Origin of the sequence: Arthrobacter echini (genome assembly GCF_008107445.1) — a bacterium.
In the GTDB taxonomy this organism is placed as follows: Bacteria; Actinomycetota; Actinomycetes; order Actinomycetales; family Micrococcaceae; genus Arthrobacter_D; species Arthrobacter_D echini_A.
The window spans coordinates 41947-60475 of the sequence record NZ_VSLD01000007.1; the positions used below are offsets into that span (position 1 = coordinate 41947).

The window sequence follows — 18529 nt, forward strand, 5'->3', positions numbered from 1 at the left end:
GGTGGACCTGAGCACCGCTATGTGGACGACCTCAGCCGGGGAAGGCGGGGTCGACGACGTCGATGTGCTCGTCGACCCAACTGTTGCCGATGCGCCGGTACAGGGTGTCGCCGGCCTGCGCGTAGAACATCTCCTCGGCGTCCGCTCCCGCGCTGATCCCGAGGACGCCGTCGAGCGTGGCCATCATCTCCTGCTCGCCGTCCAGATGCAGCACCACCGGCTCCACCGTGGCAGTGGCACCGATCGCTGAGGCGACGATGGTGCTCTGCCCCGCCCATTTGGCTGTGTCGACGTCGACCGCCGTGGGAATGGACAGCGGGGACGCCAAAGTCTGGGGTACGCCCTCGGGGGACCGCGTGATCCCACTCAGGACCACTTCTGCCGCACCACCGCGATCGGTGACGACCAGGGCGCGGGCTCCGTCCCGCGAGACGCGCAGGTCCAGGACCTTCTGGTCCCCGAGCCAGCTCGCCGTCAGCACGGCAGCGTCCCGCTCCGCACCACCGGGCGGCACGGCGAGAACCTCGCTGCGCCCACCGACGGAGCGCGCCGACCAGACCCAGTTCTCGGTGTCGAAGGACGGCTGGGTCAGTGCCGTGCCCACGGCGATCCTGCGTGCCTCGCTGCCCGGCGCCGCGACGTACAGTGCCTTGCGCGCTGCGTCCACGAAGGCATAGGCGCTGCCCGAGACGGAGGCCGCCGGGTCGCGCGGCCCGAGCTCGGCCACGGACGGCAGGCCCTCGATGGGAGTGGCCTGGCCGTTGCGCACGGAGACCAGTTCGTCGCCGGAGACCGCCACCTGCTCACCGCCCACGTCGGGGGAGAGTTCTGGCACCACGAGGTCCGGGGACGGCGGACCCAGCTCGATGGGCTGGTCCGTGGTCATCTCCACCGAGGTGACGTCGTTCAGGCCCAGCAGATTGACCTGCAACTGCTGGTTCATCTGCTGCAGACTCAGATTCGTGGCGTTCTCGAGGACCTGCGAGGACAGTTCCACCGTCGCGGTCCCCGAGGTGATCGGCACCGAGTCCCGGGCGAGATTCACCCCTTCCGGGAAGGCGCTCGTGACGGAGCCCTGGAGGTAGGGCACCGGACCTGCCAGCATGGCCCCGACCACCCGGGCCGTCACCCCGGTGCGACGGACGAACCAGCGTGCGTCGGGCACCCAGTACCGGTAGGTGCTGCTGTAGAAGTAGAGATTGTGGGAGAGCAGGATATCCCGAGCGCTGCTCTGGGCGAGCATGATGCCGTCGGGGATCTCGTCGATCCGCCACTGGCCGTCCACCTGCACCAGGCGCACGTCCATGGTCTCCGTCGCCGGCACCACACTGTTGGTCCGCACACCCGCGGCATCGATGATTCCCGTGGTCTCGAGCTGGATCTGGTAGGCGCCCTCGGCCTCGCGCGCTTCCACCCGTGGATCGGAGCGGAAGAGCACGATCCGCTCCTCCGGTGTCCAGGTGTCCTGCAGCTCCGGTGTCAGGTACTGGCGGGCCACACTGTAGCCGTCGCTCGTGCCGGTTCCAGCGGTGATGAAGTCGACGAGGATGCGCGCGGGGCTCGCGTCGACCGCCGGGCCCCGGGGATCGAAGACCGCCGCCACCCCGCCGGTCTCGCCGTCGGAGGCGGAGATGACCCCCACCGGGCCGTCCGTCGGGATCGCCGTGCAGGCGGGCAGGAGCAGGCACAGGATGAGCAGCGCCGTCAGGAGGCCGACCGGGCGTGCGGTGGCGCGGCGTGGCATGCCGGTCGCCGACGTCGTCCTAGGGTGTCTCACGGCGCTGCCCCACCTCCTGTGCCTCCTGGATCCGCCCGTCAGCGCCGGCCTGCCGGGAGTCGTCAGCCGCTGACCTGCTGATCCCGACTGCCCCTGCGGACGCAGCGACGGAGATCGGCGCGGGCGGGAGCGCCACCGGCGAGGACGCCAGGTCGATGTCCTGGTGGCGTGGCAGGGTGAGCCGGAAGCACGACCCCTGCCCGGGCTCCCCCCAGGCCTGCAGCCACGCCCGGTGGAGGCGGGCGTCCTCGGTCGCGATGGACAGACCGAGCCCGCTGCCCCCCGTGGTCCTGGCCCGGGCCGCGTCGGCCCGCCAGAAGCGGTCGAACACGCGTGAGGCCTGGTCCTCCGTCATGCCGATGCCGTGATCACGGACCGCTACCGCGACAGCCTCCGGGCTGCAGGCGATGTGGATGTCGACCGGTTCTCCCTCCCCGTGCTCGAGTGCGTTGACGATGAGATTGCGCAGGATCCTGTCGATCCGCCGCGCATCCGCGTCGACGATACAGCTCGCTTCGGTCGAGATGATGCTCACCTCCGAACCGAGCCGCTCGGAGAGCGGCCAGGCGCCGTCGATCGCGTGCTGCACCAGCTGCACGATATCCACCGATTCGGCCTCCAGCGTCGCCGCGCCGGCGTCGAAGCGGGAGATCTCGAGGAGATCGGCGAGCAGGGCCTGGAAGCGCTCCACCTGGTCGAACAGGATCTCGGCGGATCTCCGGTTGATCGGGTCGAAATCCTCACGGGCGTCGTGCAGCACCTCGGCGGCCATGCGCACGGTGGTCAGCGGGGTACGAAGTTCGTGTGAGACGTCCGAGACGAAGCGCTGCTGCATCTGCGACAGCTGGGCCAACTGGTTGATCTGGTCCTGCAGACTGCCGGCCATGTGGTTGAACGAGACCCCGAGGCGCGCCACCTCGTCCTCCCCGCTGACCTCCATGCGCTCCTGCAACTGACCTGCTGCGAGCTTCTCGGACACGGCAGCGGCATGGCTGACGGGTCGGACGACGCTGCGGGTGACGTACCAGGCGATCGCACCGATCATGACCAGGAGGATGAGACCCGAGATCGCCAGGACGCGCTGGATGTAGTTCAGCGTGTCCTGCATGGTGGAGAGATCGTAGAAGACGTAGAGCGCGTAGGGCGTCTGCTCCGGCGGGAGAGTCACCCGGGTACCGAAGGCGACTCCAGGGGCTTCGACCTCACCGCTCTTGGTCACCGGGATCACGATCGGGGACCAGTAGATGTCCTCGCCGTCCGCAATGGCCGCCTGGAGGTCCTGGGGCAGCATGCGCGCCGTCGCACCCTTCTGACTCGACGTGGTGGGGATGACGATCTCCTCACCGGAGATGGGGGCCAGGATGGCCTCACGCGGCGAGTCGGTGTCGTTCCCGGCCAGGGCGGTGACCGAGTCGAGCACCAGGCGGCTGATCGTGTCCCGATCGGTCGCCGGGGAATCCCGGAAGACCGCCTTGTACCGGGTGAGCTCGCTGGTCGCTTCGGCGCTGAACTGATCGAAACGCTGGTCGTAGAGCGCACCGGCGATCTGTGTGGAGAGGAAACCGCCCACCGCGACGGACGACGCCGAGGTCAGCAGCATCGTCGCCACCACGGTTCGGAACTGCAGCGAACGCCTCCAGTGCGCCGCGATCCTCCGCAGCGCTCCACGGAGGCGTGCCGCGACCCGCTGACCACGGCCCGTTGCCGGGTCAGCGCCGGCAGACACCTCTGGAGCTGACGAACCGCGGGGCGGGACCACCTCCGGCGCTGACGAACCGCGGGGCGGGACCGGAGCGCCGTCCGCGCCCGCCAGGTCAGGCCTGACCGGCTCGGTAGCCGACACCACGCACCGTCAGGACGATCTCGGGCGCCTCCGGATCACGCTCGATCTTCGACCGCAGCCGTTGCACGTGCACGTTGACCAGCCGGGTGTCGGCGGCATGCCGATAACCCCAGACCTGCTCGAGGAGCAGCTCCCGGGTGAAGACCTGCCAGGGCTTCCGGGCCAGGGCCACCAGCAGATCGAACTCGAGGGGCGTGAGTGACACGCGTTCTCCGGCACGGGTGACCTCGTGGCCCGCGACATCGATGGAGACATCCTTGATCCGCACGGTCTCGGGAGCCTTCGACTCGGCGGGTCGAAGCCGGGCGCGTACGCGGGCGACGAGTTCGGCCGGTTTGAAGGGCTTGGGCACGTAGTCGTCGGCGCCGGACTCGAGCCCGCGGACGACGTCGGAGGTGTCCGACTTGGCGGTCAGCATCACGATGGGGACGTCCGACTCGGCACGGATCTGGCGGCAGACCTCGATCCCGTCGATGCCGGGAAGCATGAGATCCAGCAGCACGATGTCCGGATTGCTCGCACGGAAGACCCCGAGTGCAGCCTCGCCGTCCGCGCAGAACACGGGATCGAAGCCGTCGTTGCGGAGAACGATGCCGATCATCTCGGACAGGGCTTCGTCGTCATCGACGACCAGGATGCGCGCCTTCATGCCTCAATAGTGTCGTACGGGGCCCGCAAAGTCCCAACAGCGCCGCCGGGCGCCAGACAGGACATGGTGTCCGCACGTTCATCCGGCGCCGCGGAGGGGTGCGGTGCCTATGATGCAGGGAGGGATGCGAGCCGTGCTTCCCGGACGATCGACCGAAGGAACACCATGAGTGATCCGGACAGCCAGCCGGGCAAGAGACCGGACTCCGACCCGAGTGGAGCCCGCAGCGGCGGGTGGACCGGCGCGGACGGCGACGGACGGACCGCGTCGCCGTGGCAGCCTCCCGGACAGCCTCCGGCCCAGGGCTGGAACGAGCAGTACGGGGCGCGCGGCGACGGACCGGTGTCCGGGTCCCCGGGGCAGTACCGCCCTCCGGCCCCGATGTATCGGGCACCCCCGAAGCCGGGTGTCATCCCGCTCCGCCCGCTGGGCCTCGGCGAGATACTGGACGGAGCATTCCAGGCCTGCCGCAGGAATCCCCTCGCCACCTTCGGGATCGCGATCCTCCTGCAGGCCGTCGTCGCCGTGGTGGTCGTCCTCCTGTTCGGCAATCTCGCCTCCTCCCTGGCGGTGTTCGAAGCGGCCGATCCCGGCACGGAGAGCATGATCGGAGCCCTGGCCGGCCTGGGCGTCTTCGCCTCGGTGTCGGGAATCGTCTCCGCCGTGGCACTGCTGCTCCTGCAGGGCATCCTCGTCATCCCGATCGCCCGCTCCGTGATCAATCAGGAGACCTCCTTCGGCCAGGCCTGGCGCCTTGCCGGGCCCCGCCTGCTGCCGCTGCTCGGCTTCGGGCTCCTCGCGTTCGCCGCCACCGTCCTCGGTGTGGTGCTGATCGTAGGGATCTCCGCCCTCGCCATCGCCGGCCTCGGCACGTATTCGGCGCTGCTGATCGTGCCCCTCGCGCTCGGCGCCGTCGTGGTGCTCATCTGGGCCAGCATCAAGCTCGTGGTCGCCCCCGCTGCGCTGATGCTCGAAGGCACCGGGCCGTGGACCTCGATCAAACGTTCGTGGGTGCTGACCCACGGCAACTGGTGGCGTACCTTCGGCATCGTGCTGCTGACCAGCGTGATCGTCTCCGTGATCAGCTCCGTCATCGCCGCTCCGCTCACCTTCGCCGTGACCCTGGTGATCGGTTTCGGCTCGAATTCCTCCGCCGCGCCGGACGCCCTCGAGTCGCTCCCCGTCCTGGCCGCCACCCAGGCCATCACTGCCCTGTTCACTGCCGTCGGCTATGCGTTCCAGGCCGGAGTCACGGCACTGCTCTATGTGGATCTGCGGATTCGGCGGGAGGGTTTCGACGTCGTCCTGATGCGCGAGCACGAGAACGCCGGCACCACGACGACGGATGTCATCCCGGGCGGCACAACCTCCTTCGGTCATCGAGGCGGGTCCGCCTGATGCCCGCGGCGGCGGAAGCGCGCACTGCCGGACAGCCCGGCCCGTGATCCTCGGCGCCCTCGTGCCCGACGCCGATGAGGCACGCCGGCTCCTCGACGAGGAACTCTCCAAGCACATCTATGTCGAGGCCCGTCCGAATCTCGCGGAACGGATCGTCGGGGATCTCCTGCGCGCCATCGGCAGGCTCCTCGATGGCCTGGGAGCGTTCGGGCCGGGGCCCGGAACGGTCGTCCTCCTGCTCGGGGCAGGGATCGTCGTCGTCCTCGCCGTGATCCTCAGCAGACCGCGCGCGAATGCGCGGGGTACCCGACCGGAGCCGGGAGTCTTCACCGGTGACGTGCGGCGCTCGGCCGCCGAGCATCGGAGCCGAGCCGCCGCCCGCGCTGCTGACCGGCAGTGGAACGAGGCGATCGCCGAACTGCTCCGCGCGATCATCCGCTCGGCGGAGGAGCGCGTCCTCGTGGACGAGCAGCCGGGCCGGACGGCGTCGGAGGCGGCCGTGCAGCTCGGCGGGGTCTTCCCCGCCCTGGCCGCGGACGTCTCCTGGCTCGCCGAGCTGTTCAACGAGACCCATTACGGGCGAGGGACCGCGTCCGACCACCAGTACCGGCGGGCAGCGGAGGTGGACGCCCGGCTGTCCGCCCTCCGCCCCGCGCGCGGGCCGGCCGCCGAGAGCCCGGCGGCACCGCGATGAGCGTCCGCACGCGGCGGCCCGGCGGCACCGCGATGAGCGTCCGCACGCGGCGGCCCGGCGCGTCGGCGGTCGCGGCGTCCGTGGACGATGCCGGCGGACCCGAGGCCATGGGCGACGGCGGCAGCGCCGGGGCGACAGCGCGGCACCGGGTCCGGCGCGCACGTCCCCTCGTGGTGGGCGCCGCCGCCCTGGCGGTCATTGTGCTGATCACCCTCCTTTCCGGCACCGGGGAGGAAGGTGCACCGCTCTCCCCGGAGAATCCCGGCCCCGAGGGTGCGCGGGGCGTGGCGCAGGTCCTCGCGGACGAGGGCGTCGATGTGCAGCGCCCCGGATCCTTCGATGAGGCCCTGGCGCTCCTCGACGCCGGACCGGCCACGCTGTTCCTCAACGACGCCCGGCAGTACCTCAGCGCAACGCAGGTCGCCACCCTGACCGCTGCTGCGGACCGCTCGGTACTGGCCACGCCCGGAGCCCGGCAGCTCACCGCACTCGAGGAGGACATCGAGCTCGTCGGACCCCTGCCCTTCGACCCGGGCAACGACACTCCCCCGCCGGAGGCGGCCTGCACCGACTCCCGCGCGAGCGCTGCCGGGACGATCACCGCCACCGGTTCGCTCTACTCCGGGCCCGTCGAGTGCTTCCCGTCCGCGGCGGACGACGGGACCGGAGGGCTGTACGTCACGAGCACCGAGGGCTCCGTGGGGGTCCTCGGTGCGCCGGCCGTCCTCGCGAACCGATCGATCACGGCCGATGGCAACGCCGCCCTGGCACTCCAGCTCCTGGGGTTCTCGCCTGCGCTCGTCTGGTTCGAGCCGACCGGGGCCGACGTCGTCGCGGTCGGCGAAGGCATCGACCCGCTGACCCTGCTCCCGCCCTGGGTCGACGTCCTGCTCGTCTGGCTCCTCGTCTGCGCCGTTCTCGCCATGCTCTGGCGGGGCCGGCGGATGGGACCGCTCGCCACAGAGCCCCTGCCCGTCCTCGTGCGCGCCGCTGAGACGGCGGAGGGGCGTGCGCGCCTGTACCAGGACGCGCGCTCCGTGGAGCACGCGGCCGCCACACTCAGATCCGGCACGCTCACCCGCCTGGCCCGACGCCTCCGGGTGGACCGCTCCGCCCCGGCGTCCGAGATCATAGCTGCCGCCGCCCACAGGAGTGGGCGCCCGCGGGACGAGCTCGAGGCACGCCTGCTGCACAGCCCCACCACGAACCGCGAGCTCGTGCCCTGGTCGCAGGGACTGCTCGACCTCGAGAAGGAGATCACCCCGCCATGACCCATCCCGACCAGATGCAGGAGGTCGCCGATCACGCGTGCACCGACAGCGAGTCGGCGCGGGCCGCGCTCCTGCGCGTCCGCACGGAGGTCGGCAAGTCGATCGTGGGCCAGGACCCGGCAGTGACCGGTCTGCTCATCGGTCTGCTCGCCGACGGCCACGTTCTGCTCGAGGGCGTACCGGGCGTCGCCAAGACCCTGCTCGTGCGGACCCTCGCCACGGCGCTGGACCTGGACACCAGGCGGGTTCAGTTCACCCCGGACCTCATGCCAGGGGACATCACCGGTTCCCTCGTCTACGAAGCGAGGACCTCCGAGTTCAGCTTCCGGGAGGGCCCCGTGTTCACCAACATCCTGCTCGCCGACGAGATCAACCGCACGCCCCCGAAGACCCAGGCAGCACTGCTCGAGGCGATGGAGGAGCGGCAGGTCTCGGTGGACGGCATCTCCCGCCCGCTGCCCGCGCCGTTCATCGTGGCGGCCACACAGAACCCCGTCGAGTACGAGGGCACCTACCCCCTGCCCGAGGCCCAGCTCGACCGCTTCCTGCTCAAGCTGACGCTCCCGCTACCGGAGCGCGACGACGAGATCGAGGTGATCCGCCGCCACAGCGTCGGCTTCGACCCCCGGGATCTCCATGGCGCGGGCGTCCGGGCCGTCGCGGACGCCTCGGACATCGGGCGCGCACGGGCGGCGGTGGCGCGCGTCTCCGTCGCTCCCGAGGTGCTCGCCTACATCGTGGACCTCGTGCGCGCCACCCGGGTCTCGCCGTCGTTCCAGCTCGGAGTCTCCCCGCGCGGTGCCACGGCCCTGCTGAACACCGCGCGGGCCTGGGCGTGGCTCTCCGGGCGGTCCTTCGTCACGCCCGACGACGTCAAGGCCCTCACCCTGCCCGCCCTGCGGCACCGGGTGGCACTGCGCCCCGAGGCGCAGATGGACGGGGTCGACGTCGACGACGTGCTCGGCACCATCCTCAGCACGGTCGCCGTCCCGCGGTAGCTTCGCCCGTCCCCCGACCCGCCCACCGCACCCGAAAGGAGCCCTCCGTGGTCATCACCGGACGCCTCGTGCTGCTGGCACTGCTCGGCGTCGTGCCCGTGATCGTGTACCCGGGCATCACTTCGATCCTGCTGTGGGCGCTGCTGCTGACCGTGCTGGCAATCCTCGACCTGGCTCTCGCGGCCGTCCCGCGCCGCCTCGGCATCACCCGCACACTGCCCGACGGCGTGCGGCTGGGCGAGGAGTGCGACAGCGCCCTCGTACTCCGGAACGACACCCAGCGGCGGATGCGGGCTACCTTCCGCGAGGCCTGGCAGCCCTCGGCCGGAGCTCGGAATCCCGAGCAGAGCGTCGACCTGCCCCGGGGTGAGGCACGCCGGAGGACCGTCCGCCTGCGTCCCGTGCGCCGGGGCATCCTGCGGGTCGACACCGTCACCGTCCGCAGCGCCGGACCCCTCGGTCTGGCCGCCCGGCAGATCACCGTGCCTGCTCCGGGCGTGCTCCGGGTGCTCCCTGCCTTCCACTCCAAACGGCACCTCCCCTCGAAGCTCCGCAAGCTGCGAGAGCTCGACGGCCGCTCCGCCGTCCAGCTCAGGGGAGCAGGCACCGAGTTCGACTCCCTGCGCGACTACGTCCGCGGAGACGACGTCCGCTCGATCGACTGGCGCGCTACGGCCAGGCGCCGTGACACGGTGGTGCGCACCTGGCGGCCCGAGCGGGACCGGCGCGTCGTCGTCGTGCTCGACATGTCCCGCACCTCAGCGGGGCGCATCCTCGACGAGCCGCGGCTGGACACCGGGATCGAGGCGGCGCTGCTGCTCTCCGTCCTGGCCGAGCGCGGCGGCGACAAGGTGCATTTCCTCGCGTTCGACCGCAGGCTCCGGGCTCGCGTCGACTCCACGGCCCGGGGCAATCTGCTGCGCTCCCTCGTCACCGCCATGGCGCCCCTGGAGCCCGAACTGATCGAGGCCGACTGGTCGCGGGTGCCCGCCGAGGTGCGGGCCGCCTCCCCGCACAGATCGCTCGTGGTGCTGCTGACATCCCTCGACTCCGGGTCCGTGGAGGAGGGACTGCTACCCGCCCTTCCGGGCCTGACCGAGCGCCACGTCGTCGTGGTCGCCTCCGTGCGCGATCCGCGGCTCGAGGAACTGCGGGCCGATCGGTCGACGGCGTCCGCCACCTTCCGGGCGGCGGCCGCGGAACGCGCCCTGCTGGACCGGGCCGCTGTGGCGCAGCAGCTCCGTTTGCTCGGCGCCGAGGTTGTGGACGCCGAACCCGCCGAGCTGCCGCCGCGCCTCGCCGACACCTACATCCGGCTCAAGGCCGCGGGACGCCTGTGACGGGCTTCGACTACTCCTCCACAGCTGTCCGCCCCCTCTGCACGGGACTCCCGCCCGAGGTACTGGACGCACTCGAGCTCGCTCTCGGAGGCCCGCCCGACTCCGTGCAGTCCGCAGGAGGAGGCTTCACCCCCGGCTTCGCCGCGACGTTTCGCCGCGGAAGCCGGGCGATCTTCGTGAAGGCGGCCAGTTCCGCAAATGCCTTCCCCTATTCCGCCTACGCGCGCGAGGCCTCGGTTCTCGCCGGCCTCCCGGAAGGGTTGCGGGGACTTCCGCCGCTCCTGGCCGACGGATCGATGCTTGACGGATTGCTGGACGACGACGCCGTGTCCGGCATCTTCGCCCGCTGCGCAAGGGGTGAGCGGATCGCCTTCCTGCCTCCCCTGCCATCGCGGCGCTGGCTCGAACTGCAGTCACTGGTGGAACAGGCTCCGGTGGTCCTCGCAGGATCGAGCGTGCTGCACAACGACCTTCGTCCCGACAACATCATCCTCGCGAGCGGGTCCGGACGTGCCTGGGTCTGCGACTGGAACCATCTCACCAAGGGCCCCGCCTGGGCGGACTGGGTGGGCCTGCTGCCCTATGCGCGGCAGGGCGGGCTCGACGCCGACACCTTGCTCCGCGATTCCGCCCTGTCAGGAGGGGTGCCGAACGACGCCGTCGACAGCTGGCTCGCCGTGCTCGCCGCGTACATGGTGGTCACCGGCAGCTCCCCGGAGGTCCCTACCAGTCCGCACCTGCGGGCCCACGGGCGGTTCACGGCCCGCATCATGGTTGACTGGGTGTCCGAGCGACGGAAGTGGGCGGCATGATCTCGATCTACCAGGAAGCGATGGGACGCGGGTTCGGCAGGCTCCAGCCGGAGCTGCGCGAGTACTTCGGCCTCCATGCCGAGAGTGGCCTCGCGGGATTCGGGCGAGGGGTGTTCGACGTCGCCGGCTGCACCGCGTGGTTCGCGCGACCCGCCTTCCGGCTCACGGCCCTCGAGAACGCCTTCTTCCCCGAGTACAACAGTGACGTCCCCTTCACCATCAGGAACTACCCGCACCTGGACCCTTTCGGCCGCCCCTCGCTCACCGCACGGCGCGAGCTCGACTTCGGGACGGCCCTGCGCATCTTCGAGGACACCACCTCCCTGCAGGACGGTGTGCTGACCGATTACGTGGGCCGGCACCGCCGCATGGCCACCCTGCTCACGTGCACTGCCACCCGTGAGGGGCGCATCCGGATGGTCTCCTCACAGACCCGTATCTTCGCCGGACTCCGCCTGCCACTGCCCGACGTCGTCGGTGCGCTGGCCTACGTGGAGCAGTGGTGGGACGACGCCACGGGACTCTTCAGGATCACCACCCGCGTGGTCCATCGGCAGCTCGGCACCCTCCTCGTCTACGCCGGGAGCTTCGACTACACGCTCGAGGAGTTCGACGGCGTCCTGCCCGAGGGCGCCCGCCCGGACCGCTGGGAAGCCCGCGTCTGAACCCCGCCGCCGCGTAGGCCTCAGCCCTCGGACCGGACCTGGTCCAGGGCGTCGGCGGTCTGGACCAGTCTGGTGAGCATCCGGACAGCGTCCGCGGGTGAGCGCCCGGCCAGCCCGCGACGCGTGGTGACGGTCAGGGCGGACAGCGCCGCGACGGGCAGGCCCACGCGGTTCCAGGCCGCGCGTACCGGTTCCACCAGCGAACTGACCTGCGGGACCGGGTGCTGCGGATCGAGGAGGGCGAGCCAGACGTGGCGCCCGCTCTCCACGTCCTCGGCCAGGGACTCCCACTGCCGGTCGGATACTACCGACAACTCGAGGACGAGCGCCTCCGCTGCACTCGAGCGGGCGGCCTCGAACGCTACATCGCCCCGCCCCGGCGCCACGACGGTGCCGCTCGCCCCGGCAGCGAGCACGGAGGCCGTCACGAGATCCCAGGCCTCCGTGGCCTCGCGGCGATCGATCGCCCGAAGGGTCCGGTAGCCACTGGCGGTCGGGATGCTCCCGGTGAGGACGGCTTCCGCGGCCGGCTCGTCGAGCTGGACCCGTATCCCTGCACCGCGCGCCACGGCGGCCACGCGCCGTACCAGTTCCGCTGCCCCGGCAGCGAGCGACGCATACAGCTCCCGCCGGGCGCCGTGATCGAGGAGCACACGTTCACCGCCGTGCAGATGGACGCCGGCCGCCAGCGAGAGCGGGCCCTGCAGCGTCAGGACCAGGCGCGACGCCGGTCGCTCCTCCGCCCCTGCGATGTCACCGAGGGCGTTGAAATCCGAGGAGAGGGCTGATTCGGCACGCCGCTGGTCCTTCCCGGGCCGCTGGGTGAGGCGCCACCCGTGCGGCTGGAGGTCGAACGGCAGCTCGACCAGCACGCCGAGCGTGCGTCCGGTGGCGTCGCTGCCCGGTCCGCGGGCCGGGAGGGCTGGAAGAAACGGAGCGTTGACGCCCCCGAGCTCGCCGCGGATAGCCCGATTCGCCTCGATCGGATCCACTCCGGGCCAGTCGCCGGCCCCGGTGGCCCTCACCCGTGGTTCCGCGGCGTCGAGGCTGTGTTCCCTGCCGTCGTCAAGCACGCTCGTCGCGCCCCTCCGCCGTGTCCTGCGACAGGGGATGTCCGTCGGCCGACGAGGGTCTCCGGCTTTCGGAGATGGCCTGATGGTGCTGGATCACCTCGGAGATGATGAAGTTGAGGAACTTCTCGGCGAAGGCGGGATCGAGCTGGGCCTCCTCGGCGAGCATCCTGAGCCGGGCGATCTGCGCCGCCTCCCGCTGCGGATCACCCGCCGGCAGATCGTGCTCGGCCTTCAGGTGCCCCACGCGCTGCGTCGCCTTGAATCGCTCGGCCAGGAGATAGACGAGGGTCGCGTCGATATTGTCGATCGAGCTCCTCACCGACAGCAGCTCGGCCATCACGTCGGGAGCGACGTCCCCTGCTAACGAAGATGCTGCCGGGTCGAAAGCACTGCGTGGATGCGTCATGCCACCAGTCAAGCAGACACCGTCGACGGGCTGTGCACTACCCCTGCAGTGCGGCCGGCTCGGGACGCAGCGCCGACCGCGCCGAATCGATGGTGGCCTGCCCGAGGACACGCGTGCCCTGGTAGAGCACCACCGTCTGCCCGGGCGCCACACCGCGCATCGGCTCCACGAGCCGCACCACGAGCTGCTGCGCGCCCTCGTCGTCCCGCTCCACCCGCGCCCGGGCGTCCACAGGATCGCCGTGCGCCCGTACCTGGGCCATGCAGTCGAACTCCTCGCCCGAGCGCGCCTCGTCGATGGGCAGGCCCGCCCAGGAGACCTTGATGCCTCGCATCTCGTCGATGGCGAGCAGATGCTCCGGGCCCACCACCACCTCGTTCTGCTTCGGGCGGATCTCGAGCACGAAGCGTGGCTTGCCGTCCGCTGCGGGCGTACCGAGCTTGAGCCCCCGGCGCTGCCCCACGGTGAAGGCGTTCGCGCCTGGATGGCTGCCGATGCGCTCGCCGTCGACGTCGAGGATGTCACCCTCCGTCAGCTCGATGCGCTCCTCGAGCCAGCCGCGCGTGTCGCCGTCGGGAATGAAGCAGATGTCGTGGCTGTCGGGCTTGTTCGCGACCGAGAGCCCGCGACGTTCGGCCTCCGCGCGGACCTCCGCCTTCGACGGCGTCGCGGCCAGCGGGAACATGGAGTGCTCGAGCTGCTCGTGCGTGAGGACCCCGAGCACGTAGGACTGGTCCTTGGCCCAGTCCGCTGCCCGGTGGAGCTCCGGATTGCCGTCGGCGTCGCGGAGGACGGTCGCGTAGTGGCCGGTGCAGACGGCGTCGAAACCGAGCGCGAGTGCCTTCTCCAGCAGCGCTGCGAACTTGATGCGCTCGTTGCAGCGCATGCAGGGATTGGGAGTGCGGCCCGCCGCGTACTCGGCGATGAAGTCGTCCACGACATCCTCTTTGAAGCGCTCCGAGAAGTCCCAGACGTAGTACGGGATGCCGAGGATGTCGCAGGCGCGCCAGGCGTCGCGGGAGTCCTCAATGGTGCAGCATCCCCGGCTGCCGGTGCGCAGCGTGCCGGGCATGCGGGAGAGCGCCAGGTGCACGCCGACGACGTCGTGCCCCGCGTCCACGGCGCGCGCCGCCGCCACCGCGGAATCGACGCCGCCGCTCATCGCTGCCAGAACCCTCATGATGAAAAACCCGTTCCTGCCGTCTGGATGGTTGATGCGTGCCCGGCCATGCCGGCCTTGCGTGCCCGCGTGTAGGCCTCGCCGATGGAGGCCACCACGGCGGCAACGTCGTCGGCCGTGGATGTATGCCCGAGGCTGAACCGCTGGGCACCGCGGGCCTCGTCCTCGCTCAGCCCCATGGCGAGCAGCACGTGGGACGGGCGAGGGACGCCTGCGGTGCAGGCCGAACCCGTGGAGGACTCGATGCCGGCGAGATCGAGCAGGAACAGGAGTGAGTCCCCCTCGCAGCCGGGAAAGGTGAAGTGCGCATTGCCGGGCAGTCTCGTTCCGTCGATGGCCGGATGCGTCACCCCGCGCAGCACGGCCTCCGGCACCTCCCGGGAAATTCCCTCGATAAGTCGGTCGCGCAGCGCCGCGAGCCGTTGTTCCTCGACCGGAAGGCGCGCGACGGCGTCCTCGGCCGCAGCGGCGAAGGCTGCGATGCCCGCGCCGTCGAGGGTGCCGGATCTGATGTCGCGCTCCTGGCCTCCCCCGTGCTGCACGGGCGTCAGGGTGACGGCTCTGCCCACCAGGAGTGCGCCGACGCCCACCGGTCCACCGATCTTGTGGGCGCTGACGGCCATGGTGGCGAGCCCGGAGTCCGCGAAGGAGACCGGGATCGAGCCGAAGGCCTGCACCGCGTCACTGTGCACCGGGATCCCGTGGCGGGCGGCCTCGGCCACGATCTCCCGGACGGGCTGCACCGTCCCGACCTCGTTGTTGGCCCACATCACGGTGACCAGTGCCGTCCGGTCGGCGCCGTCCGCGAGTGCTGTGCGGAGTGCGTCGAGGGACACCAGGCCGGTCTCGTCGACGGGCAGCCAGCGGACCTCGGCACCCTCGTGGCGTTCGAGCCACTCGACGGCGTCCTGCACGGCGTGGTGCTCAACTGCGCTGCAGAGGATCCTCGTCCGGCGTGGGTCGGCCGCTCTCCGGGCCCAGTACAGGCCCTTGACGGCCAGATTGTCGGCCTCCGTCCCGCCGGAGGTGAAAATGATCTCCGAAGCATGGGCTCCGGCGGCTGCAGCGATCCGCTCCCTGGCGTCCTCCACCGAGCGTCGGGCACGGCGGCCCGACCCGTGAAGGGAGGAGGGGTTCCCGCCCCGGCTGAGTTCGTGGGTGAGTGCGGCGAGCGCCGGCGCCGAGATCGGCGTGGTCGCCGCGTGGTCGACATACACGGGCATGCCTCGATTCTACGGGCGCCACGCCGTCGGGCCGATTCCGGTGCTTCCTTGTGCCCCGGGCTCCGTTCCCACCGCCCGGTGCTCGGCCGTCCCTCCCACTACCCGAGCCCGGTCGGTGGGAACGACGCAACCCGCCCTGCCCGCGCCGTCGTCCCTCCCACTACCCGAGTCCGGTTAGTGGGATTGAGCGCCCGTTCCCACTGATGAGCACCGACCGCTGGGAACGACGCAATACCCTCGCCCCCACGGTCGTCAGTCCCATTGCTCGAGTCCGACCATTGGGAAAGAGCGCCAATTCCGGCCCGCATGTCCATCCCTCCCACTGCCCGAATCCGGTTAGTGGGATGGAGGGCTGATTCCCACCGATGAGCACCGACCACTGGGAACGACGCAACATTCCCGTCTTGCATGGTCGTCAGTTCCATTGCTCGAGTCCGACCATTGGGAAGAGCGCCGATTCCGGCCCGCATGTCCATCCCTCCCATTGCTGGTGCCCGAACAGCGGGAACGACGCAACACTCCCAGCCCCCGCCGTCCCTCCCAACACCCGAGCCCGGTCGGTGGGACTGAGCGCCTGTTCCCACTGATGAGCACGGACCACTGGGAACGACGCAACACTCCCAGCCCCCATGGCCGTCCTTCCCACTGCCCGAGCCTGGTCGGTGGCAACGACGCAACCGATTCACACTCGCACTGTCGTCGTTCCCACTGCTCGAGTCCGATCGGTGGGGTTGAGAGTCCGTTCCCGCTGGTGAACGCCGAGTACTGGGAACGGGGCAACGCAACACGCACACACGCCCTGCTCGGCTGTCCCTCCTACGGCTCGAGCCCCGACACCGGGCACGACGCAGCGCGGAACACGGTCCCAGCACCGGCGATGCAGCGCTGTCGGGACGCGACCCGGCTACGCAATATCATGGACGGTATGAACGAAGCGTCCACCCCATGATCACCGCCCTCGTCCCACCGTCCCCCGGGGAGATCGACGACGACGCACTGCACCGCCTCTACGCCTACCCGGCGGCGGTGGCGGACGAACCCTACGTACGCTTCAACTTCATTGCCGCGGCCGACGGCGCCGCCACCACCGGCGGACTCTCGGCAGGTCTGGGGAACGACGGCGACAAAAGAATCTTCGCCGTCCTGCGACGCCTTGCCGACGTAGTGCTGGTCGGGGCCGGAACCGTGCGGGCAGAAGGGTACGCGGGCGACCTCGTGGACGAGGATGCCCGCTCCTGGCGGAAGGCCCGGGATGCGGCCGCGCATCCTGCGATCGCCGTCATCTCGGGCAGCCTGGACCTCGATCCCGCGAGCGGTTTCTTCACCGACGCCCCTGTGCGTCCGCTCGTGCTGACGAGCAGCAGTGCCCCGGCCGAGAGGCGCGAGGCCTTGGCCGCCGTGGCCGACGTCGTCGACTGCGGCACCGAGCGGGTGGATGCCCCCGCGATCCTGGCGGAACTCGGCCGTCGCGGACTGCCGAAGATCCTGTGCGAGGGTGGTCCTGCCGTGCTCGGCGACTTCACCAGCTCCGATGCCGTGGACGAGCTCTGCCTCTCGATCAGTCCACTGCTCGCCGGCGGCGCCGGTCCCCGGATCGCAGTGGGCGAGAGTCCGGAGGAGCCGATCGGACTGGTCCTGTCCTCCCTGCTCACGGAGGATTCCGCGCTGTACACGCTCTACCGTCGGGCACGCTGAGCCTCTGCGACCGCTCCACTCCTCATCACCGAAAGGCTGCATAGATGGCAGAGGCACCACGGAAGTCGTACTACGACGTCCTCGGAGTGTCCCCCGGAGCAGATGCCAGGCAGATCAAGAGCGCCTATCGCCGGGCAGCACGCGCCGCCCACCCGGACCTCGGTGGTAGCGCCACGGCGTTCCACGACGTCGCGGTGGCCTTCGAGACGCTCGGCGACCCCCAGCTCCGCATGCGCTACGACGCCGACACGGGCCGTCCCTTCCCCGGGCGCCCGTCCGGAACGAACTCCACCGCGGGCCGGACCGGTACGACGACGGCGCGATCCGCCCCGCCCCGCCCGAGGCGCGCGTCGACCGACGACGAGGACGCCGCCGGCGCGCCGCCGTCGTATCTGCCCGCGTTCTCCCCCGGCAGTCCTCCGGCCGTGCCGCTGATCCTCGCCGGCCGACAGCTCCACGGTTCCGTCCGGCAGCCCGGGATCCTCGCGCGCCTGTCCTCTGGGTCCCGCAGCCGCACCGACGGGGAGACCCGGACAACCACGCTGCTCGAACGCGCTCTCCTGCCCGGATACCCTGCGGTACGCCTCGTCAGCGGCGTCGAGTTCGACGGCCGGGACAAGACGACCGCCGGCCATGTGCTGCTCGCCGGGTACAGGATCGCCGTGATCGACTCCTTCACCGCACCGCCGGGGAACTTCTCCTGGGACGGGCGGGTCCTGCGGCACCAGGGCCGCCGGATCGACCTCGGGTTGCCGCAGACGGTGCGCGTCGTCCAGGAGATGTTCCCCGATCTCAATGTTGCGGGCTGGGTGGTGGTGCACGGGGCCCCGGACAACCCGTTCGCTCCGGTGATCGACGTACCGCCGGGCTTCGACCGGTCCTCGCCCACCACGATCCAGGTGGTGAACGCAGGAACGGCCGTCCGCACCATCCGGTCCTTCCTCGCCGCGGGACCATCACCGAACGTGGTGCAGCTTCCGGTCCTTGCGCGGCTGCTGGCCCTCACCGAAAGCTAGGATGATCCGGTGTTCCGCATCCTGTTCCACACCCCCGAGATCCCCGGCAATACCGGTGCGGCGATCCGCCTCGCCGCCGTCGCCGGAGCGGAGCTCCACCTCGTGGAACCGCTCGGCTTCAGCCTGGAGGATTCGAAACTGAAGCGCGCGGGCCTCGACTACCACGATCTCACCGTCCTCCACGTGCACAGCAGCCTCGAGACTGCCTGGGCTGCGCTGCAACCCGAGCGCGTCTTCGCCTACACCTCCGAGGGTGATGTCTCCTACACCGGCATCGCCTACGAACCCGGGGACGTACTGCTCTTCGGCCGCGAATCGGACGGTCTCCCCGAGGACGTGAAGCAGGACCCGCACATAACTGCTCGTGTGCGCGTGCCCATGCTGCCTGCACGCCGATCGCTGAATCTCGCCAATACCGCGTCCATCGTCCTCTACGAGGCCTGGCGTCAACAGGGCTTCGCCGGAGCACAGTGACCTACGATCTGGAGT

Annotated in this window: 17 protein-coding genes; 10 read left to right on the forward strand and 7 right to left on the reverse strand. The window is 70.5% G+C overall.

Annotated elements, in window-relative coordinates; all coding sequences use genetic code 11:
• Window positions 1-31: 31 nt before the first annotated feature.
• The 3 genes from FQ377_RS12455 to mtrA form a co-directional block, all read right to left on the reverse strand.
• A complete protein-coding gene (locus FQ377_RS12455; RefSeq protein WP_148601595.1) occupies window positions 32-1777 on the reverse strand; it encodes an LpqB family beta-propeller domain-containing protein in 1746 nt (581 codons plus the stop codon).
• The gene (gene mtrB, locus FQ377_RS12460; protein WP_262364447.1) at window positions 1764-3503 is read right to left on the reverse strand and encodes an MtrAB system histidine kinase MtrB; all 1740 of its coding nucleotides are present in this window, start codon (window positions 3501-3503) and stop codon (window positions 1764-1766) included. Before mtrB ends, FQ377_RS12455 begins: the two co-directional genes overlap by 14 nt.
• A gap of 88 nt (window positions 3504-3591) precedes the next feature.
• Window positions 3592-4269: an MtrAB system response regulator MtrA gene (mtrA, locus tag FQ377_RS12465; protein ID WP_148601596.1), complete on the reverse strand. Its 678-nt coding sequence runs from the start codon at window positions 4267-4269 to the stop codon at window positions 3592-3594.
• 165 nt (window positions 4270-4434) lie between these two features.
• Between mtrA and FQ377_RS12470 the strand changes: the two genes are divergently transcribed.
• From FQ377_RS12470 to FQ377_RS12500, 7 genes are read left to right on the forward strand one after another with little or no spacing between them, the layout of a single operon-like run.
• The gene (locus tag FQ377_RS12470; protein WP_148601597.1) at window positions 4435-5667 is read left to right on the forward strand and encodes a DUF7847 domain-containing protein; all 1233 of its coding nucleotides are present in this window, start codon (window positions 4435-4437) and stop codon (window positions 5665-5667) included.
• Window positions 5668-5710: 43 nt separating this feature from the next.
• Complete coding sequence (locus FQ377_RS12475) at window positions 5711-6361, forward strand: DUF4129 domain-containing protein (protein ID WP_148601598.1); 651 nt, start codon at window positions 5711-5713, stop codon at window positions 6359-6361.
• Window positions 6358-7632, forward strand: coding sequence for a DUF4350 domain-containing protein (locus FQ377_RS12480; protein WP_148601599.1), 1275 nt, complete (start codon window positions 6358-6360; stop codon window positions 7630-7632). Before FQ377_RS12475 ends, FQ377_RS12480 begins: the two co-directional genes overlap by 4 nt.
• Window positions 7633-7646: 14 nt before the next feature.
• A complete protein-coding gene (locus FQ377_RS12485) occupies window positions 7647-8630 on the forward strand; it encodes an AAA family ATPase (RefSeq protein ID WP_148601699.1) in 984 nt (327 codons plus the stop codon).
• A 47-nt stretch (window positions 8631-8677) separates the two neighbouring features.
• Complete coding sequence (locus tag FQ377_RS12490) at window positions 8678-9970, forward strand: DUF58 domain-containing protein (RefSeq protein WP_148601600.1); 1293 nt, start codon at window positions 8678-8680, stop codon at window positions 9968-9970.
• Window positions 9967-10782, forward strand: a complete 816-nt coding sequence (locus tag FQ377_RS12495; RefSeq protein ID WP_148601601.1) for a phosphotransferase — start codon at window positions 9967-9969, stop codon at window positions 10780-10782. Before FQ377_RS12490 ends, FQ377_RS12495 begins: the two co-directional genes overlap by 4 nt.
• The gene (locus tag FQ377_RS12500; RefSeq protein ID WP_148601602.1) at window positions 10779-11447 is read left to right on the forward strand and encodes a DUF4166 domain-containing protein; all 669 of its coding nucleotides are present in this window, start codon (window positions 10779-10781) and stop codon (window positions 11445-11447) included. The genes FQ377_RS12495 and FQ377_RS12500 overlap by 4 nt, the downstream gene beginning before the upstream one ends.
• Window positions 11448-11467: 20 nt before the next feature.
• Here FQ377_RS12500 and FQ377_RS12505 read toward each other — a convergent pair whose 3' ends face one another.
• From FQ377_RS12505 to FQ377_RS12520, 4 genes are read right to left on the reverse strand one after another with little or no spacing between them, the layout of a single operon-like run.
• Window positions 11468-12520: a uroporphyrinogen decarboxylase/cobalamine-independent methonine synthase family protein gene (locus FQ377_RS12505; RefSeq protein WP_148601603.1), complete on the reverse strand. Its 1053-nt coding sequence runs from the start codon at window positions 12518-12520 to the stop codon at window positions 11468-11470.
• Window positions 12513-12926, reverse strand: coding sequence for a chorismate mutase (locus FQ377_RS12510; protein ID WP_148601604.1), 414 nt, complete (start codon window positions 12924-12926; stop codon window positions 12513-12515). The genes FQ377_RS12505 and FQ377_RS12510 overlap by 8 nt, the downstream gene beginning before the upstream one ends.
• A 37-nt stretch (window positions 12927-12963) precedes the next feature.
• Window positions 12964-14106 carry a tRNA 2-thiouridine(34) synthase MnmA gene (gene mnmA, locus FQ377_RS12515; protein ID WP_148601605.1) on the reverse strand — a complete coding sequence of 381 codons (1143 nt, stop codon included), beginning with the start codon at window positions 14104-14106 and terminating at the stop codon, window positions 12964-12966.
• The gene (locus FQ377_RS12520) at window positions 14103-15329 is read right to left on the reverse strand and encodes a cysteine desulfurase family protein (protein WP_148601606.1); all 1227 of its coding nucleotides are present in this window, start codon (window positions 15327-15329) and stop codon (window positions 14103-14105) included. The genes mnmA and FQ377_RS12520 overlap by 4 nt, the downstream gene beginning before the upstream one ends.
• Before the next feature lie 945 nt (window positions 15330-16274).
• Here FQ377_RS12520 and FQ377_RS12525 point away from each other — a divergent pair.
• From FQ377_RS12525 to FQ377_RS12535, 3 genes are read left to right on the forward strand one after another with little or no spacing between them, the layout of a single operon-like run.
• Window positions 16275-17024: a pyrimidine reductase family protein gene (locus FQ377_RS12525; protein ID WP_148601607.1), complete on the forward strand. Its 750-nt coding sequence runs from the start codon at window positions 16275-16277 to the stop codon at window positions 17022-17024.
• A 44-nt stretch (window positions 17025-17068) separates the two neighbouring features.
• Window positions 17069-18040 carry a J domain-containing protein gene (locus FQ377_RS12530; RefSeq protein WP_148601608.1) on the forward strand — a complete coding sequence of 324 codons (972 nt, stop codon included), beginning with the start codon at window positions 17069-17071 and terminating at the stop codon, window positions 18038-18040.
• Window positions 18041-18049: 9 nt separating this feature from the next.
• Window positions 18050-18514 (forward strand): tRNA (cytidine(34)-2'-O)-methyltransferase, encoded by a 465-nt coding sequence (locus FQ377_RS12535; protein WP_148601609.1) that lies wholly within the window; start codon window positions 18050-18052, stop codon window positions 18512-18514.
• The last annotated feature ends 15 nt before the right edge of the window (window positions 18515-18529 follow it).